Source organism: Roseburia hominis A2-183, from assembly GCF_000225345.1.
In the GTDB taxonomy this organism is placed as follows: Bacteria; Bacillota; Clostridia; order Lachnospirales; family Lachnospiraceae; genus Roseburia; species Roseburia hominis.
Genome location: NC_015977.1, coordinates 475,363 through 493,950, shown reverse-complemented (window position 1 = coordinate 493,950; position 18,588 = coordinate 475,363). Strand labels below are relative to the sequence as shown.

At 49.4% G+C, this 18,588-nt stretch carries 16 protein-coding genes and 1 riboswitch; of the genes, 2 read left to right on the top strand and 14 right to left on the bottom strand.

All coding sequences use genetic code 11. The features are described from left to right. Positions 1 to 16 precede the first annotated feature (16 nt). Positions 17 to 1,198: a methionine adenosyltransferase gene (gene metK / locus RHOM_RS02185; RefSeq protein ID WP_014078622.1), complete on the bottom strand. Its 1,182-nt coding sequence runs from the start codon at positions 1,196 to 1,198 to the stop codon at positions 17 to 19. A gap of 129 nt (positions 1,199 to 1,327) precedes the next feature. Next, a riboswitch (SAM riboswitch) is annotated at positions 1,328 to 1,429 on the bottom strand. Between the two features lie 146 nt (positions 1,430 to 1,575). Here metK and RHOM_RS02180 point away from each other — a divergent pair. After that, positions 1,576 to 2,640 carry an HD-GYP domain-containing protein gene (locus tag RHOM_RS02180; protein ID WP_014078621.1) on the top strand — a complete coding sequence of 355 codons (1,065 nt, stop codon included), beginning with the start codon at positions 1,576 to 1,578 and terminating at the stop codon, positions 2,638 to 2,640. 480 nt (positions 2,641 to 3,120) lie between these two features. Next, positions 3,121 to 4,341 (top strand): IS110 family RNA-guided transposase, encoded by a 1,221-nt coding sequence (locus tag RHOM_RS02175; RefSeq protein WP_014078619.1) that lies wholly within the window; start codon positions 3,121 to 3,123, stop codon positions 4,339 to 4,341. A 300-nt stretch (positions 4,342 to 4,641) separates the two neighbouring features. Here the strand turns inward: RHOM_RS02175 and RHOM_RS02165 are convergent, their stop codons facing one another. The 13 genes from RHOM_RS02165 to pflB all read right to left on the bottom strand — a co-directional run bounded on the left by RHOM_RS02165 (position 4,642) and on the right by pflB (position 18,374). After that, positions 4,642 to 5,331, bottom strand: a complete 690-nt coding sequence (locus RHOM_RS02165) for a DUF6198 family protein (protein WP_014078617.1) — start codon at positions 5,329 to 5,331, stop codon at positions 4,642 to 4,644. A 171-nt stretch (positions 5,332 to 5,502) separates the two neighbouring features. Then, positions 5,503 to 6,795: a UDP-N-acetylglucosamine 1-carboxyvinyltransferase gene (locus tag RHOM_RS02160; RefSeq protein ID WP_014078616.1), complete on the bottom strand. Its 1,293-nt coding sequence runs from the start codon at positions 6,793 to 6,795 to the stop codon at positions 5,503 to 5,505. A gap of 170 nt (positions 6,796 to 6,965) precedes the next feature. Then, a complete protein-coding gene (locus RHOM_RS02155) occupies positions 6,966 to 8,522 on the bottom strand; it encodes a M23 family metallopeptidase (RefSeq protein ID WP_014078615.1) in 1,557 nt (518 codons plus the stop codon). Beyond that, positions 8,519 to 9,025: a shikimate kinase gene (locus RHOM_RS02150; RefSeq protein WP_014078614.1), complete on the bottom strand. Its 507-nt coding sequence runs from the start codon at positions 9,023 to 9,025 to the stop codon at positions 8,519 to 8,521. Before RHOM_RS02150 ends, RHOM_RS02155 begins: the two co-directional genes overlap by 4 nt. A gap of 15 nt (positions 9,026 to 9,040) precedes the next feature. Next, positions 9,041 to 10,459 carry a UDP-N-acetylmuramoyl-tripeptide--D-alanyl-D-alanine ligase gene (locus RHOM_RS02145; protein WP_044024784.1) on the bottom strand — a complete coding sequence of 473 codons (1,419 nt, stop codon included), beginning with the start codon at positions 10,457 to 10,459 and terminating at the stop codon, positions 9,041 to 9,043. A gap of 26 nt (positions 10,460 to 10,485) precedes the next feature. After that, entirely contained in the window at positions 10,486 to 11,541 is a 1,056-nt protein-coding gene (locus RHOM_RS02140; RefSeq protein WP_014078612.1) for a D-alanine--D-alanine ligase family protein, read from the bottom strand. 124 nt (positions 11,542 to 11,665) lie between these two features. Beyond that, positions 11,666 to 11,983 (bottom strand): hypothetical protein, encoded by a 318-nt coding sequence (locus RHOM_RS02135; RefSeq protein WP_014078611.1) that lies wholly within the window; start codon positions 11,981 to 11,983, stop codon positions 11,666 to 11,668. Between the two features lie 235 nt (positions 11,984 to 12,218). Next, positions 12,219 to 12,749: a ribosome hibernation-promoting factor, HPF/YfiA family gene (gene hpf / locus RHOM_RS02130; RefSeq protein WP_014078610.1), complete on the bottom strand. Its 531-nt coding sequence runs from the start codon at positions 12,747 to 12,749 to the stop codon at positions 12,219 to 12,221. A gap of 118 nt (positions 12,750 to 12,867) precedes the next feature. Next, positions 12,868 to 14,619, bottom strand: coding sequence for a GNAT family N-acetyltransferase (locus tag RHOM_RS17560; RefSeq protein WP_014078609.1), 1,752 nt, complete (start codon positions 14,617 to 14,619; stop codon positions 12,868 to 12,870). A gap of 68 nt (positions 14,620 to 14,687) precedes the next feature. Next, entirely contained in the window at positions 14,688 to 14,924 is a 237-nt protein-coding gene (locus RHOM_RS02120; RefSeq protein WP_014078608.1) for a hypothetical protein, read from the bottom strand. A gap of 69 nt (positions 14,925 to 14,993) precedes the next feature. Beyond that, positions 14,994 to 15,215, bottom strand: coding sequence for a hypothetical protein (locus RHOM_RS02115; RefSeq protein WP_014078607.1), 222 nt, complete (start codon positions 15,213 to 15,215; stop codon positions 14,994 to 14,996). A gap of 24 nt (positions 15,216 to 15,239) precedes the next feature. Further along, on the bottom strand, positions 15,240 to 16,001 hold the full coding sequence (pflA, locus tag RHOM_RS02110) for a pyruvate formate-lyase-activating protein (RefSeq protein ID WP_014078606.1): 762 nt from the start codon (positions 15,999 to 16,001) through the stop codon (positions 15,240 to 15,242). 144 nt (positions 16,002 to 16,145) lie between these two features. Continuing rightward, entirely contained in the window at positions 16,146 to 18,374 is a 2,229-nt protein-coding gene (gene pflB / locus RHOM_RS02105; RefSeq protein ID WP_014078605.1) for a formate C-acetyltransferase, read from the bottom strand. Positions 18,375 to 18,588: the final 214 nt, after the last annotated feature.

Here is an 18,588-nt window from a genome sequence, read left to right as displayed (position 1 = left end):
AACTTTTCATAAAACTCTACAAATATTTCTTTAATGTCTCCACCTTATCGACTGCCTCCCACGGAAGGTTCAGATCGGCGCGTCCAAAATGTCCGTATGCCGCTGTCTGACGGTAAATCGGTCTTCTTAGATCCAGCATCTTGATGATTCCTGCCGGACGGAGATCGAAGTTTTCACGAACGATTTCCACCAGTTTCTCGTCAGAAAGCTTTCCGGTTCCGAAGGTGTCTACCATAACCGATGTCGGCTGGGCAACACCGATCGCATAGGAAAGCTGAATCTCGCATTTTTCTGCAAGACCTGCGGCAACGATGTTCTTTGCCACATAACGTGCCGCGTAAGCTGCGGAGCGGTCTACCTTGGTGCAGTCCTTACCGGAAAAAGCGCCGCCGCCGTGACGTGCATATCCGCCGTAGGTGTCTACGATAATCTTACGCCCAGTCAGACCTGCATCTCCGTGCGGTCCGCCGATAACAAAACGTCCGGTCGGGTTGATGAAGAACTTTGTCTGTGCATCTACCAGTTCCTTCGGCAGGATCGGATCAAACACGTATTTCTTGATATCCTCATGGATCTGCTCCTGTGTAACATCATCATCATGCTGTGTGGACAGTACGACAGCTTCCAGACGAAGCGGCTTTCCATTCTCATCATACTCAACGGAAACCTGTGTCTTTCCGTCCGGTCTCAGATAGGAAAGTGTGCCGTCCTTGCGCACCCTGGTCAGCTGTAATGCCAGCTTGTGTGCGAGAGAAATCGGATACGGCATAAGCTCCGGTGTCTCGTTTGTCGCATAACCGAACATCATACCCTGATCTCCTGCACCGGTATCCAGTTCATCCTTTAACCCGCCCTCTTTTGCCTCGAGTGCCTTGTCTACACCCATGGCAATATCCGGTGACTGCTGATCGAGCGCTACCATAACTGCACATGTATTTCCGTCAAATCCGGTCTTCGCATCGTTGTAACCGATCTCGTTGACTGTCTGTCTCACGATCGCCGGAATATCCAGCTTTGCCTTTGTGGTAATCTCTCCGGTTACCAGTACAAATCCGGTACAGCTTGCCGTCTCACAAGCCACACGGCTCATTGGATCCTCTGCCATGCACGCATCCAGAATCGCGTCGGAAATTGCATCGCAGACTTTGTCCGGGTGTCCTTCTGTGACGGACTCAGATGTAAATAATCTCTTTTCCATTCCTTATTACTCCCTTTCTCATCATGTAAAATGACACAAAAAAACCACTTGCGAAAAACAAGTGGAAGTGACGTATAGATAATCAAATCCTCTTATTGTTCGAACTATCGCGGATATCGCTTCTGACAGCGCTCATCCATAACAGTATTTGCTCGCTCAGGTTGGCACCTTCCGTAGAGGGGTTGCCGTGACTTCACAGATCCTATGTATCTCCATCACTCTGAATAAGAAAATTTACACACAATATTGAATTTTCAAATCTACGTCTGATACGTTACACCCCTTTCTCCGCTATGTCAAGCTTTTTATTGACTTTCTTTTTTCAAACTTCTATACTGAAAGTAGTTGTAGTAAATATAGGTAGAAGGGGTAAGCAAATGAAAGAATTGGCACTGTACAATTTAAAAGAGGGCATGGTTCTTGCAAAAGACATCACTACCCCCAGCGGACAGGTGGTTCTTGAAAAAGGAAAAGAACTTACGAAGCAGTCGATCCTGCGCCTTTCCTTTTATAATATCAAGTCGGCCTGCATTGTGGACGGGGAAGAAAAGCAGGCGGCTCCCAAGTCCTATTCGCAGAAAATCAAGACTTCGCAGAAGTTTCAGTCTTTCCAGGTGGATCACACGATCGTGCTCAGTCAGATCCGTGTCAGCTTTGAGGGCTACGTGAACGAGGGCAAGCCGTTAGACACATCAGCGCTCCTGTCGAAGGTCGTCGAATTGTTCCAGTCCTGCAAGACTTCTCTGGAATTGTTTAATATGTTACATAACATGCATTCCTCAGACGACAGCGTCTATGTACATTCCCTGAATGTCTCGCTGATCTGCCGGCAGATCGGAAAATGGATCAAGGCAGACGACGCCACTTTAGACATGCTGACGCTCGCCGGACTGCTTCACGACATCGGCAAGCTCAAGATTCCAACAGAGCTTCTCAACAAACCGGGCAAATACACCGACGAAGAGTTCGCGCAGGTCAGGCTGCACACCCAGTACGGTTACGAACTGTTAAAGCCGCTTCCGCTGGATGCACACATCAAGCTCGCCGCACTCTCTCATCATGAGCGCTGTGACGGCACCGGTTATCCAAACGGTCTTACGACGAACGATATTGATCCTTATGCACGCGTTGTTGCGATCGCGGATGTTTATGATGCCATGACGACCGCCCGCTCTTACCGTGCTCCCCTGTGCGCTTTTCAGGTTATCGCCAACTTTGAGCGCGACGGTCTGCAGAAATACGATACCAAATGTGTTCTCGCATTCCTCAACCGGATCGCCGGCACCTACCAGAACCACCGCATCCTCTTAAGTGATGGTCGTAGTGCCAACATTGTCATGCTCAACGACAAGCAGCTTTCCAGACCGATCGTGCAGTTGGACGACGGTTCCTGTATTGATCTGTCAACTGCGGGCGATCTGCATATTCAGGCGGTTCTCTAAACCGGCAAAGCCGTGTCCGAAAGCACCCAGCGCCTGCGATAGCCGGCAGAAGATAAGCTGTAGACTGGGAAGTTAGAGAAACGCAACGTTCCAAATGCAACCGGCAGCGACGATTCTGATCGTAAAATCCGGTATTTCTAACCATGCCGCGTCCGGCATCCTGGATGAGCTGTGTCTTTCCAAGTTTGGAACATTCCACGCGGCGTGTCCGCAACCTGCAGACAATTTTAGGACTTACGTGCAGCACGGCTAGTGCTGCTTGTACTATAAGCATGTAGATACATTATGTATGTATCCGCATGCTTATTTTTATTATAATAAAAGGCGGATAAGGCTAGTGCGGTGGGACATAGCTCCCGTTTTTTAGAGTTTATTCCGCCTCTTATTATAAGCATTCGTTTAAACAGGTTGGATTAAATACATCCGTGTAACGAACAAGTCTGAATGGTAATAAGTCTGGCGGAGAAAAGGAGGATTTGCATGAAACAAATAGTAAGTGTAGGAATCGATGTATCAAAAGGGAAAAGCACTGTCTGTGCCATGATACATCCTAATACGATTATTAAGGAATCGTTTGAAGTTTTGCATACCGTAGAAGAAATGTCAATGTTAGCTGATTACATCGGATCACTTGATGGAGAAATTCGTATTGTAATGGAATCAACAGGGCATTATCATCTTCCGGTTGCACAATTTCTGTATCAAAAAGGCTTTTTTGTATGTGTTGAAAATGCATATATTATACGACAATTTTCACGCATTATGCTGCATGGCGCAAAAACAGATCCGCTTGATGCAAAAAAATTAGCAAAGTACGGTTTGGCATACTGGAGTGAACTGAAACCATATAAATTTCATCCAAGCTGCTACACAGAATTAAGTCTATTATCCAAGCAGTATCAGACATACATAAAGCTTTTGATTGTTGCTAAACAGAATGTAATACATTTGATGGATGAGATGCTTCCTGGTTTCAAAGAAGCGCTGGATACAGCAAGCAGTGTTCAATTCTCAAAAGTGAAATATGTGGATTTTGCCAAAGAATTCTATCATGTTGATATGATAAAAAGCATGGGAAAAGAAATTTTTCGAGAGAATTATAAGCAATGGTGTAAAGAAAAAGGATACCGTTTCCAATCAGAAAAGGCAGACGAGCTTTTTCACTTGGCGGAAGACGGTATCCCTACACTACCAACAGAGTTCCCTTCAACCAGACTCTGTATGGAAGTAGCAACAGAGCAAGTAAGCCAATTAGGTTATGCTCTAGAACAAATATTATCACAAATGCAAAATCTTGCAAAGACTTTACCAGAATATCAAACGATACGCCAAATGGGAGGCATGGGTGAAAAGTTATGTGTAAGGTTTATAGCTGACATTGGAGACGTTCGACGTTTCCATAATGGCAAAGCATTAGTTGCTTATGCGGGAATTGATGCTCCGCCTTATCAATCAGGACAATATACCGGCACCAAACGTAGAATAAGCAAACGCGGAAACAGTGCATTAAGGAAAACCGGTTATGAGGTTATGAAAAGTCTGAAATCCCATCCGCCCAAAACAGATACTCGTGTCTATGATTTTATAATTAAAAAAGAGAATGAAGGAAAAAGTAAGAAACAAGCCAAAATAGCCGGTTTAAATAAGTTTTTGCAAATCTATTATGCAAGAGTAATGGAAATATATAAGAATATAGTATAGTTGCATAAGAAAAAAGCCTGAATAATCAGGCCTATTTCTTATGCAAAAAAATCAAAAATTGTGTTGACATCTCTTAACAGGTCTAGGAAGTCCGCCCATTGTCTGCGAGTTGCCGGACACACTCCGGGGACTGTCCAAACGTGGAAAGACACAGCATTCGATGCCGGACGCGGCACGGAAGAACTACCTGGATTTTACTCCAAAGAATCCGCCGCTGCCGGTTACATTGGAACGTTATGGTTCCCTCATTTTTTGTCTACAGCTTATCTCCTGTACACTTTCCCGGTTGCTGGGGGCTTTCTAACACGGCTTTGCCGTTTTAGGAGTCAGAACCGACACGAACCGCAAACGCCCGTCCATCCATTTCCCGATCGCCCCGATCACCTTTCCCATCGTAAACGCTGCCAGAATTGTTCCGATTCCAAGTCCATCCAGATGTCCCAGGAAGAAGATCGTCATGCCGGCGGTCACCGCCAGACAGATCACATCAAACGAGACCTTTATGTTGGAATACGCGGCGCCCGTAATGTCCGCCAGTTCCCTCGGGAACAGATCTGTCGGTATGATCGGCAGACCACAGCGGTTCGACAGTGCAATTCCGATGCAGATCAACAGATAGCTGATTGCAAAATAGAGAATACGGTTCGGAAGTGTAAGCGGCAGAAGATTGATCCACGCCTTATGCACATCCAAAAGTTCCCCGAACACAAATCCCACCACAAAGCTGAACAGATACTGCGGCACAAACCGTTTTCTTAAAATCATCAGGCTAAGCACCAGGACGCCCTGGAACAGGTATGTCCATGTGCCGAGCGAGATCCGCGTAAACACTTCCGAAAACGCGAACGGCACGCTCGAGATGGCAGAGATTCCCGCGCCGGAGTGCAGCATCAGCACCACCCCGAAGCTGTTAATCAGCACTGCAACAAGCAGTGCCAGTTCTCCTCTCACAGTATGTAACTCTTTCTGTTGTATTTCCTGTGCTTCCATTGTTATCCTCCAAGTCTGTCTTCCGCGCTATCATGTCAAAAGAACGTTTTTTTATTTCATAGGAAGGTTCTGCTTTCTTGTATTAACGTGCCACAGTATTTCCTATGAAATAAAAAATGTCTGCTGCGGGATCCCCTCCCGCAGCAGACCTGATGGTTCAAAACTTCCATTCTATGATACTTTCAGTGTAAACTTCTGTATTTCTTTTTCGTCGGAAACTTTCTCAATCAATGCCCCAAGCAGTGACAGCTTCTGATCAAATGCCTCGTAGCCGCGCTCAATGTAATAAATATCGTCCACAACAGTAATGCCCTCTGCGCCAAGTCCGGCAATCACAAGCGCCGCTCCGGCTCTTAAATCCGGCGCATTGACTCTGGCACCGGTGTACTGGTCCACACCGCTGATAATAGCGATGTTGCTCTCCACCTTGATGCTTGCACCCATGCGTGTCAATTCATCCACATACTTAAAACGGTTCTCGAAAATGCTCTCCGTCACGGTACTCGTTCCCTGGGCCACTCCCAGCACAACTGTCATCTGCGGCTGCATATCCGTCGGGAAACCCGGGTAAGGAAGTGTCGTCACCTGTGTATGACGCAGCGGCTTCGATGCCACCACGCGCACAGCGTCGTCGAACTCCTCCACTTCGCATCCAATCTCAAGCAGCTTTGCGCTGATCGCTTCCAGATGTTTCGGGATCACATTTTTCACGGTAACGTCACCCTTGGTCGCCGCTGCCGCCAGCATAAAGGTACCTGCCTCGATCTGATCCGGAATAATCGAATACTCTGTCGCATGCAGCTTCTCCACTCCGACAATCCGGATCACGTCCGTACCGGCACCGCGGATATTGGCTCCCATGCTGTTCAGGAAGTTGGCAACGTCAACCACATGCGGCTCCTTCGCCGCATTCTCGATAATCGTCTTGCCCTCTGCCATGGACGCCGCCATCATAATATTGATGGTTGCCCCGACAGACACCTTATCCAGATAAATGTGCGTGCCGGTTAACTTTTCTGCATAAGCCCGCACCAGACCATACTTGATATCCACATCAGCCCCCAGAGCCCTAAAACCCTTCATGTGCAGATCGATCGGCCGTCCGCCGATGTTGCATCCGCCCGGAAGCGCCACTTCCGCCCGCTTATATTTGCCGAGCAGTGCGCCGATCAGATAATAAGATGCGCGTATTTTTCGGATAAATTCATTGTCAACATTAAAATCCCGGATAAAAGATCCATTGATCCTTACCGTGTGAGCATCCAGCCGCTCTACCCGCGCTCCAATCTCCTCGATGGCATTGAGTAAAACGTTGGTATCTCTGACATTAGGTACATTTTCTATTGTAACGGTCTCATCCGTCATAACTGCAGCAGATAAGATCGCAAGCGCCGCATTCTTAGCGCCTCCGATTTCCACTTCTCCTACCAGCGGATTTCCACCTTTGATCACATACTGTTCCATATCACACCTCTATGAACGCTTTATACAAACACGTAATTATACTAGTGCTTACATGCTTTTGTCAAGTAATTCTTAAGTTCTTCGTTCATCAACCATATAGTGTACATTATACCATAAATTTCATCCATTTGTACAGCATACAACTATTTCCAGTCTGTGTCCTCTTCCCATCAGTTGCTGATGTATTTGAGCGGATCCACTGCTGAACCGTTGATATAGATCTCAAAATGAACATGCGGTCCTGTAGAACGTCCCGTACTTCCACTTAACGCGATCGGCTCTCCCTGCTCAACATGCTGTCCAGCCTTCACCAGAAGCTTACTGTTGTGTGCATATCTCGTCAGTCTGCCATCCGCATGGCTGATGACCACGTTATTGCCGTAGCCGCCATTATAGGACGCAGAGATTACCGTTCCGGCACAGGATGCGTACACCGTCGTCCCGATCGGGCATGCCCAGTCAACGCCCTTGTGCATACGTCCCCATCGTCTGCCGAATCCTGACGTATATCTTCCTCCGGAAATCGGTTTGATATAGGTCGGCGGAATGATGGTACCGCGCTCAATGACTGCCGCCTGTGACGCCACCATAACGTTCTGATGTATCATCTCGCGGCTTGTTTCCACACCGTTCTCATAGACCACAACGTCATTGCGCTCCCGGTGTCCCGTCGTTCCCTCCTGCTGTACAACCTCTTTTGTCGTATACCAGGAATCGTTGTCTATGATGATCGGCTCTTCCATGTAGTCCTCCTCATAGACCTCTCCTTTTGTTACCCGAAGCTGCAGATCCGGCTCCGGCACCGCAATGATGAGTTCCTGACCGTCCCTTATCATCGCATCCGCGCTGTCCAGCCCGTTTAACGCCACGATCGACGACACTGTCGTATCATGATCCATCGCAATCACGGAGAGACAGTCTCCGCTCTCCACTACATATATTTTATTCGATTCTTTCTCTTTTGTTACTTCGGCAACCTGTTCATCCACATCTGCAATCTGATCGGCATCGACATAGTTCTCGAACACATTCACCCGCTCCACAAATTCCATATCAAGGATGCCTGTCTCATATGTGGCTTTTGGATCTGCAAATGCCTCCTCCAGCGTACAGATCACATAGGCGCTGATTCCTGCCTGCGGCAGAGAAGCCTGTGCTTCCTCCAGCACCTTTTCATCCGCTGCAGCCCCTGCGTCCCTTCTGGCAAGAGACGCTGTCAGAATTCCGCTCACATGGGAGCCCTGATCCGCAATGACCGCCCCGTATTCATCCGCCGCATCCACAGAAGCCTTCACTTTTTCCAGAAAAGACTCCACCTCGTCCATCGTCGCAAAGTTGGCGCGGTATTCATCGATCGCCACTGTATAGACGCGCTGCTTTTCCTCTGCATTTTTCTCACTTAGTATGTTCTCTACGGCTTCTTTTAATTCATTCTCCGACAACAACTTCTGGAACGGTTTTCTACACTCCTCACTGCTCCATACGACTTCGCCGCTGATTCTCTCCCCGGTCTTTTGCGTCAGTTCCTGTCTCGCCTGACGGACGATGTCATCCATATCAGTGTTCTCCGGCGCATACCCGATGATGCGGTCATCCACGCGCACCTGCCGATATGTCTGTCCGATTCCAATCTGCCCGGAAAGGCAAAAAAGGACTCCGCCGACCGCCAGGACTCCTACCGCAGCTGCCTGCCAGACTGCCTGTTTTGTAAACGTTTGTTTCTTCATTGAAAGCGTTCCTTCAATTCCATAATTTTCTCAATTGTCTGTTCCACGTTCAAATGATGTTCATCCACAATCACATCCGCATATTTCTCGTACAAAGGCACACGTTCCTCATAGAGATCATGAAGTGTCTGTCCGTCTCTTAAGACAACCCCTCTTCCCTTGATGTCCGAGAGCCTGCGCTCCAATTCCCGGTACGGAAGTTTCAGATAAACCACCGTACCGATCCGGCCAAGATGTTCCATCGCTTCCGCTCCGTACACCACGCTCCCGCCGGTTGCAATAATGGCATGTTCCGCCTCGATCCCGCTGTTGATGCGGTTCTCCACCTTAAGGAATCCCTCCGGTCCGACTTCAGCGATAATCTCACGCAGAAGCTTTCCTTCCTTTTCCTGTATCACCAGATCGGCATCAATGAACTGGTATCCCATCACTTTTGCAAGAACCACGCCAACGGTACTCTTTCCGACACCGGGCATTCCAATCAGTATGATATTCTTTTTCATGTGTACCTTCCTTATTCACTGTGGCTGTTCCAATTTTTTCACAATCTCCGAAAATCCCATAAAATGGGACGCCTTTACCAGAATGGTATCCCCCGGTCTGCGGTACTCCAGCAGCGCCTCCTCCAGCGCCTCTTTGTCCGGTTCCGCATAGACCCTGGTCTCCGGCGCTACACGCCGCGCCTCCTCCGCAATCTCCCCTGCAAGTGTTCCGGTCACAAACAGCGCATCGATCTTCTTCCCCGCAAAGTGTGTGCCGACCATTCCGTGCAGCTTCTTTTCCTCACTGCCGAGTTCTCCCATATCGCCGAGCACGGCAATCTTTCGTCCCTTCGCCTGGGACAGCACGTCTATGGAAGCCATCATGGACACCGGATTCGCATTGTAGCAGTCGTCGATAATTGTGATGCCGTTTTTCCGGATCAGATTACTCCGCCCGCCAATCGTGTGCGCATGCTCAATTCCAAGCTTCATCTCCTCCGCATCAAGTCCCAGCCGTCTTGCCACGCAGACTGCTGCAAGCGCGTTGTATACATTGTGCTCACCAGCAATCGGGATCACCACCTCAAACTGCTGCTCCGGCGTGTGAATGACCGCCTTCGTTCCCTCAAGGCCGATCGCCTCCACATCGGTCGCGTACACTTCCTTTTCCGCGAGCCGTTTGCTGCCGGTCTCTGTCTCTGCCGTCTTTGCTTCCTGTCCGATTCCATAGAACACCGCCGGTCTGCCATTCACCATCTTTTTGTCACAGAGCTTATCGTCATCCCCGTTTAATACGGCGATCCCGTCCGGTGCCAGATGCTCAAAGCTCTCCGTCTTCGCCTTTAAAATGCCGTCTCTTGTGATGAGGTTCTCCAAATGACATAAGCCGATATTGGTAATGACGCAGATATCCGGCTGTGCCATCTCTGCAAGACGGTGCATCTCACCGAACTCAGAGATTCCCATCTCGAGCACCGCCACCTGATGTTCCTCCCGGATCTTAAAGATCGTCAGCGGAAGTCCAATCTCATTGTTCAGATTCCCCTCGGTCTTTAACACGCGGTATTTCTCGGAGAGCACCGACGCAATCATCTCTTTTGTGCTGGTCTTTCCAACGCTTCCTGTGATCCCCACGACTTTGATGTCGAGTGAGCGGCGGTAGAACGCCGCGATCTTCTTCATGGCTTCCTCCGTAGAGTCAACCAGAATATACGGTCCTGCCGGATGCTCGAGCCGCTGCTCGGAGAGCACGGCAAGCGCTCCCTTTTCAAAAACCGCCGGAATGAAATCATGTCCGTCGACGCGCGCTCCGCGGATGGGAATAAACAGATATCCCTCCCCGACCAGACGGCTGTCAATCACCGCCCCCTGAATCTCCTTTTTGCGGTCGCATTCTTCCCCGATGTATGTACCGCCGCACGCCTGCGCGATATGCTCCAATGTCATATTTTTCATAATGGCTCCCATTTCAGACTTCATTCTTAATTCTTGTACTTGCGCATGGAACTCTCGATCAGCTTCTCACAGAGCTGGTTGAAATCCACGCCGGTCACCTTTGCCTCCTGCGGCAGCAGACTGGTCGGCGTCATGCCCGGAAGTGTGTTCGCCTCCAGACAGAAAATGTGATCTTCCGCATCCAGAAGGAAGTCTGTGCGCGAGTAAGTGTTGAGTCCAAGCACCTCTGCCACCTTCTCTGCATAGCCCTGCATTTCCTTTGTAATCTGTTCGGACAGCTCCGCCGGGCAGGTCTCTACCGTACTTCCCGCTTTGTATTTGTTCTTATAATCATAGAAGCCTTCCACCGGCGCGATCTCGATGATCGGAAGCGCCTGAAAATCGATGACGCCGACAGAAAATTCTCTTCCTTTTACATATTCCTCAATGACCAGCTCATTCTCCCAGCGGAACGCCTCCTTTAATGCCTGCTCGTATTCTGCCTTGTCGTGCACGATCGATACGCCGATGCTTGATCCGCCGCTGCACGGCTTTACCACGCACGGGAAATGAATTCCACAGGTCTCGATCTTTGCCGCATCCTCGCCACGCTTTAAGGACGTGCCTCTCGGCGTCGGGATTCCATTCTCGAGGAACAGCTGCTTTGCCATTCCTTTGTTCATGGCAAGCGCACTGCCCAGATATCCGGTTCCTGTGTAGCGGATGCCAAACAGGTCAAACGCCGCCTGGATCTTACCGTTCTCTCCGTTCTCTCCATGAAGCGCCATAAACACGATGTCCGCCATCCGGCAAAGCTCGATGACATTCGGTCCGAAGAAATTATCCGACTGATCCTTTCTCTGCGCCTTTACTTTTTCCAGGTCCGGCGCGGTCTCCGGAATCGCCGCCACCTTGACGCTGACCGCCTCGGCTCTGTCAAAAATTCCGGTAAGATCTTCTTCCTTATCGCTATATCCCATAAAAACATCAAGTAAAATTACCTGATGTCCGTTCTCTCTGAGTGCTTTCGTAACCATCTCTCCTGTCTTGAAGGACACATCTCTCTCTGTGCTGAGCCCCCCTGCCAAAACAACTATCTTCATGGTATCCGTCTCTCCTTTTTCAAAACTTTTCTCGCTTTATAGTATACCTTTTTCGATCTGATGACAAGAATATTCCTTGTTTTTTCAAAGCTCTGCCCCTGCGCTGCGACCCCTTTCCTGCTTTTTATCTACGCTCTTCCGCTATACACTCACGTCTGCTGTATTCTGCCATCCCCAAAAGCCACAGAAAAACCTGCCTCGCAATGAGATCCCTCCCGTGAATCATACTGCCATAATGATAAATCATCTGCTCCGCTTCCAGCTTTCTTCCCACCGCAAGCGCGGTCAGAATCTGTTCCAATAATTCAATCCGTTCTCCCTCCAATGGGTACTGATATGCAATATAATCCATAAACCCCGGATAATTCTGCATCATATCCACCAATACATTTGTATGTCCGTAGCTTTTCCTACTTGAGCCCTTTTCTTTTGTTTCACACATGATTAACTTTTCTACCTCTCGCACACGCAGGGCACGCTTAACTACAATTATAAGATACTTTAGTACTAACTGTACACCCCTTTGCACAAAAAATTTTACAGAAAGCGCCCTCTGTCAGCTCAAACTCCTTTTTTCTCCACAAAAAGAAGAGGGAGTGCCGCATCTGCAATACGGTTCTCCCTCTTCTTTCTGTAAATATATCAGTTCATTATGAGACAGCACATCTCAAACGCTCTTAATTCTCCGGCTCGATCAGTCCGTAGGTGTTGCCTTTTCTCTTATATACCACATTGACATCTTCCGTCTCTGCATTGATGAATACGAAGAAGTCATGTCCCAGCAGTTCCATCTGCACACATGCATCTTCTGGATACATCGGCTTCATGGAGAACTTCTTGGTACGGATGATCTTGATCTCCTCATCCTCGTCTGCGGCTCCATCCAGGAATTCCTGCTTAAATACAGCGGATGCATTCTGCTGCTTTGTCACCAGCTTGGTTCTGTATTTCTTAAGCTGACGCTCAATCACTTCCTCCACAAGATCAATGGATACATACATATCGTTGCTTACCTGCTCGGAGCGGATATAATTTCCTTTTGCCGGGATTGTAACCTCGGCTTTCTGTCTCTCCTTCTCCACGCTCAGCGTCACATATACATCGGTATCCGGTGTAAAATACTTCTCAAGCTTGTTCAGCTTGTCCTCTACTGCTGCCTTCAGCCCCTCTGTTAATTCGATGTTTCTTCCTGTAATCTTAATTCTCATGATGTCCAACCCCTTTGCCGTTTATTTGATACAAGATATATCATGGTTATATTATAACATATTTTGGCTTTATAGCAAGAAAATTTATGCATTTTTCATAATTTTTTCTGAAAATTCATCAACCAAGCGTCAGTGCGAGATAACCGTCGCCCGCAACCGGCAGATCTGCCATCGTCTTCGGCAGCCAGATCATGCCCCGCTCCCGTCCGTACGATGCTGCGCTGGTTCCCGTCTCTTCCATAAGCTGCGGAAGCACCTGTGAGAGAGCGTCGTCCGACAGCGTTGTCTCCAGTATCACGAGCTCTTTTTCCCGGATATCATACATCAGAATATCCCTGTCATCTTCCTGCTCATTCCGTGTGTTTTTATCCTCACAGCTGACTGCCGCCGTACCGCCGCCGCAGCTTGCCGCGAGTTCCATCGCATAGGAAACCGCATCCACATCCCAGTGTACATACCCTTCCTTCGCGCACTTTTCATCCCGGATCCGTACATACTCCTCCGGTGTGACAGGCTCCATGCATGCAACCGGCTCCGTGTCCTTTACCTCGAGCGCCGTAATGTCACTGCCGCTCACATTTTTGCGTTCTCCCTGGAATGCATTCTTAAATCCCAGATTTTCATAGTAACGGATCAGCGACTCCTCGGCCGGCGACAGAATGAGCGGCACCTGATATTTTTCTTCTGCAAAGCGCAGAATCTGTTCCGCAAGCTTCTGTCCCCGGTATTCCGGCAGTGTCGCAACCGCATACACATAGCGCGCGTCCACATACGCTCCGTTGCACAGGTACTGCACCGGCAGAAAACTTGCCATCGCTACCGGTCTTCCATCCCGGAAAATCACGAGCATATTCTCTCTCGTCATTCGGTGCTTCAGATAAAACTGAATATAATCTTCCTCGTCGCCAAAGCATTTCTGCCAGATTTCCTGAATATACGGCGCATCCCGCTTGGGGTCCGCATAGACCACCCCGCTCTCCTCCAGTTCGTATTTTGGAAGGAGAATATCCGGATAATAGGAAAGCTTTGCCTTTCTGAGTCCGGGATCGCCAGTGTCCTCCTCGCGGTTGACATACGCATACCCTTCACATTCATGCAGGACAAACTGCTGGTTGATCATCGGATACGCTCCCTGAAGATCCGGATACGCCTTTTCAAAGTGCACAACGAACGTCTCCGAGTTCAGCCGCTCCCCGATCGAAAACGCGACGATCTGCCCGTCTCTCCGGAGCACTCCGCCGACAAGTCCCAGCTCCTGCATATGATCAAACGCCTCATGGAGTACCGAGATCTCCTGGTTCATCTCCTCATTCCACTTTTCCTCGCGCATGTGAATCCACGTATACGTCATCGTGCGGCATTCTTCTATGTTTTCAGCTGTCATCGGCTCATAAGACCAGTCTCCCGAATCTTTAAAGCGGGCAATGTGATTGCGCTTTCCGTGCAGTTTCTTGCCGGCAAGCGTCGCAAGCTTCTCTCTTGCATAGATATAGTCATAGTCGTTCCGGTCTCCCTCGATTAAGAACCTTCCCGGGAACCACTCTAGCATCTGCGCGCGGTCCTGCTCGCTGGCAGGTGCTATCAGCAGCTGGATTCCCTCCTCATGGCAAATCGCAAGCAGCTCCTCCACCGCCGCTTTTTTGTCGCCGTTTCCAACCGGAAATGAAAAGCAGTGAATCTCTCCATCTATAAACCGAACTACCAGGCAGCCGTGAAGCTCCGCCACTCTGACCTGATAGACATTTCTCCACATAAAATTATTTGCAAACGAGTATTCGCAGGCATTCCGATCATCCTCCGCGAACTTCTGATCCATCCATGCCTTATCCTGCAGTGTTATCTCGTGAAATACTGTTTCTTCTGGTTTCATAAATACCTCAATTCTAAATTTTTAAAAGGCAAAAAAGAACCGCCAACCTGTGTTGACGGTTCTTTTTCTCAGCCCTTCATCAAGAACTTAATAATTTTCTCTGTATCTTCCGGCTCGTAAGCGACAAGCTCAAGCTCCGGAATCTCCACATCCGTCTTTAAAATACTGGTAAGTGACACATACTGGCAAAGCTTTGACTTGAGGTTCAGTCTGTCCCCCTCACCGGTAATGAGTTCCACTTTTCCCTGACAGGAGTCTATTACCTTAAAAAATCCGTCGATATCCGTGATGTTCTTGATCTTCATAATGCATGCTCCTTTCTTAATCTGAGTCTCTATCTACACTATAATACGAAAGTACCTCTTCTGCAAGTTCTAAATCGTAAACCTGGAAATATGTTCCTTCAGCGTCTCGGCCGTGTTTTCCATCTCCTTCGAGTCTTTCTGCACATCTGCACTGTTCTCGGAGACAATCTCCGCCAGTTCCTGAATGCTGACCGCAGTCGCCTCAATCTTCTCCGCGGATGCCGACTGTTCTTCCGTGATAGCTGCCATATTGGACGCGGCATCGTTTACTTCATGCACTTTCTCTATCATTCCCTGCACGATCCGTTCCGGCAGTCAGACGTTTCTCGCCTGACGCATTGCCTCCAGAATGATGCTCTCCGCACTTTTCGCCTCCGCCTTGGTGAGCTGTGGCGTATCTTTTAATGCATAATCAATGCCGAGATTGTCATATTTCACTTTACCCATGGAGTGATACGGAAGCACCTCCAGCTTTTCCACATTCGAGAGTGTCGCAAGAAACCGGCCCAGAGCCTCCAGTTCTTCCCTCTGAAATGTGATCCCCGGAACAACCACATGCCGGATCCAGACCGGTATCTGTTTTTCATCCAGATACCTTGCAAACGCAAGAATCTTCTCATTGTCCTGTCCGGTCAGCTTCCGGTGCTCCTCCGCATCCATATGTTTGATGTCAAGCATCACAAGATCCGTCACTGAGAGCAGCAGATCCACCTTCTTTAAGCGTTCCCGCTCCTCCTCCGACGTGCCGCCACACCCGGGGAACATAATGCCCGACGTGTCCAGACAGGTATGAATCCCGCGTTCCTTTGCCCCTGCAAAGAGCTCCGTCAAAAAATCAATCTGGAGCATCGGCTCTCCGCCGGTCGCAGTGATTCCGCCGGTCCGGTAAAACGACCGGTTGCGCTCCATGCGCGAAAGGATCTCCTCCGCGCTCATCTCCTGCCCGTCCTCCAGATGCCAGGTATCGGGATTATGGCAGTACAGGCAGCGCATGGGACATCCTTCAAAGAACACCACAAAGCGGACTCCCGGTCCATCCACCGTTCCAAAGCTTTCCATCGAATGAATTTTTCCCATAAAGTCCTCCTTTTTAATCCCATCCATCTGATATTCATAATGCAATCGCGCGAGCCGGCTTATCCCGGTGTCCCAGCCGCAAAAGCAGCAGGGCACCGGTTCCGGTTCGCGCGATTTATCCTGTCTGTATCACTTCCACATGAATTACATGCGCTCGTGGAAGGTTCTTGCAATGACTTCGTCCTGCTGCTCTTTGGTCAGCTTGATAAAGTTTACCGCATATCCGGAAACACGGATTGTGAGCTGCGGATACTGCTCCGGGTGTTTCTGTGCATCCAAAAGCGTCTCGCGGTTCAATACGTTGACGTTCAAGTGATGTCCGCCCTTCTCGACGTAAGCATCCAGCAGCGCCACAAGGTTCTGCTCCTCGCCCTTCTCATCCTTGCCGAGTGCATCCGGCACGATGGTAAACGTGTTGGAGATACCATCCTGGGAATCCATAAACGGCATTTTCGCTACCGACGCGAGAGATGCTACCGCACCGTTCGTGTCGCGTCCGTGCATCGGGTTTGCGCCCGGTGCAAAGGCAACACCCTTCTTTCTGCCATCCGGTGTCGCACCTGTGTTCTTGCCGTAGGATACGTTGGATGTGATCGTGAGGATCGATGTCGTCGGGATTCCGCCGCGGTAGGTGTGGTTGCCCTTGACATAGCCGATGAATGTGTGAAGCACTTCCTTTGCAATGTCGTCGACGCGGTCGTCATCATTTCCGTATTTCGGGAAGTCACCCTCCACCTCGAAGTCTACAGTGATTCCGTTCTCATCGCGGATCGGCTTTACCTTTGCGTACTTGATGGCAGACAGGGAATCCGCCACAACGGAAAAACCAGCGATTCCGGTCGCGAACCAGCGGCGCACCTTCTTGTCATGAAGCGCCATCTCCAGCTTCTCGTAGCAGTATTTGTCATGCATATAATGAATGATGTTTAAGGCATTGACATAAACACCTGCCAGCCACTTCATCATATCCTTATACTTATCCCACACCTCGTCGTAATCCAGGTACTCGGAAGTGATCGGGCGGTACTTCGGTCCGACCTGCTTGCCGCTGATCTCATCTACACCGCCGTTGATCGCGTACAGAAGGCACTTTGCAAGGTTGGCGCGGGCGCCGAAGAACTGCATCTCCTTACCGATGCGCATGGAGGATACACAGCATGCAATTCCGTAATCATCCCCGTGTACCACACGCATGATGTCATCATTCTCGTACTGGATCGCAGAGTGCCTGATGGATGTCTGTGCGCAGAAACGCTTAAAGTTCTCTGGAAGCTGTACCGACCAGAGCACGGTCATATTCGGCTCCGGCGCTGCTCCGATGTTGTTGAGTGTATTTAAGTAGCGGTAGGACATCTTCGTCACCATATGTCTGCCGTCCACACCGATTCCGCCGATCGACTCCGTCACCCAGGTCGGATCCCCAGCGAAGATGGAGTTGTACTCCGGCGTACGTGCAAACTTCACGCAGCGCAGCTTCATGACAAACTGGTCGATGATCTCCTGGATCTCCTTCTCTGTGAACGTTCTTTCCTTGAGATCGCGCTCCGCATAGATGTCGAGGAATGTGGAGGTACGTCCAAGGCTCATTGCCGCACCGTTCTGCTCCTTGACTGCTGCAAGGTAAGAAAAATATACCGCCTGCGTCGCTTCCAGCACGTTGTTCGCCGGCTTGGAAATGTCACAGCCGTAAATCTTTGCAAGCTCTTTCAGCATCTTGAGTGCGCGGATCTGCTCGGAAAGCTCCTCACGCTCACGGATGACATCCGAATACATGATCGTACGGGTCGTTGCGAGCTGTTCTTCCTTGTCCTCGATCAGGCGATCCACACCGTAGAGTGCCGGTCTTCTGTAATCGCCGATAATACGTCCGCGGCCATATGCATCCGGAAGTCCCGTGATGATGTGTGCCGAACGGCATGCGCGCATCTCCGGTGTGTAAGCATCAAATACACCGGCGTTGTGTGTCTTTCTGTGCGTGGTAAAATATTCCACCACTTCCGGATCTACATGGTAGCCGTTATCCTCGCAGGCTTTCACTGCCATGCGGATTCCGCCGTACGGCTGCAGGGAACGCTTGAACGGCTTATCTGTCTGAAAGCCGACAATCTTCTCCTTGCTCTTGTCCAGATAGCCCGGTCCGTGGGATGTGATCGTGGAGATAATCTTGGTATCCATATCGAGGACACCGCCTGCCTCACGCTCCTGCTTCGACAGTTCTAACACTTCGTTCCATAAATCTGTCGTATCCTGCGTCGGTCCTTCCAGAAAGCTGTCGTCCCCGTCGTAAGGCGTATAGTTTTTCTGGATAAAATCTCTGACATTGATCTCTTCCTCCCAGCTTCCCCGCTGAAAGCCTCTCCATTCATTCTGCATGATTCTTCCTCCTGCTTACTTTGTAATGTGATTATGTTCCCTGCCCGCAGGCAGCATTGCCAAAACATGATATTAGTTAGTTGCGGCTAACCTTTACGACTATAGCACAGCACACTTTTCCCTGTCAATATCAAGTTTTGTTGCCAGGCATGTTTGTCTTGTCTTACTCTCAGTGGGTATTTTATGCTTTTTGAACCAAAGCATCTTTTGTCTT